Origin of the sequence: Stenotrophomonas sp. 3diitr2024 (assembly GCF_042136455.1) — a bacterium.
GTDB lineage: Bacteria > Pseudomonadota > Gammaproteobacteria > Xanthomonadales > Xanthomonadaceae > Stenotrophomonas > Stenotrophomonas sepilia.
In genome coordinates this window covers 1-326 of record NZ_JBHHMJ010000033.1, presented here as the reverse complement: position 1 = coordinate 326, position 326 = coordinate 1, and the positions used below count along the sequence as shown (strand labels likewise).

The 326-nt window shown below is 62.6% G+C and carries 1 pseudogene; it reads left to right on the top strand.

Annotated features, from left to right (window positions below):
• Positions 1 to 39: 39 nt before the first annotated feature.
• A pseudogene (locus ABGA94_RS00660) lies at positions 40 to 326 on the top strand (hypothetical protein); the annotation flags it as partial.

Below are 326 nucleotides of genomic sequence, written 5' to 3'. Positions count from 1 at the left end.
GACGATCGACATATTGGCGTGCAGTGCAAGAACACAGTCATGGGGATCACGCTGACCGTTGTTGAGTCGGAGATTGAGAAGGCCGAGAGTTTCGTTCCCAAACTGGATCGGCTCTACAGTAGAGCCACGCCATGCGTGGGTGAATTTCTCCGCAGGTTGCAGGCCAGCGGCCGGCACTACCCGCGCTCGATCCAATGCAACGTGCCCGGCATGAGCGCGATCCCGTCACTGAATCCGGCCGAAGATGCGGAAACCGGGCTGATCGCCTGGGCCGAACGCGGGCTGGTTCCCGATGCGGCGCTGCGTGCCGGCATCCGGCGCCTGTG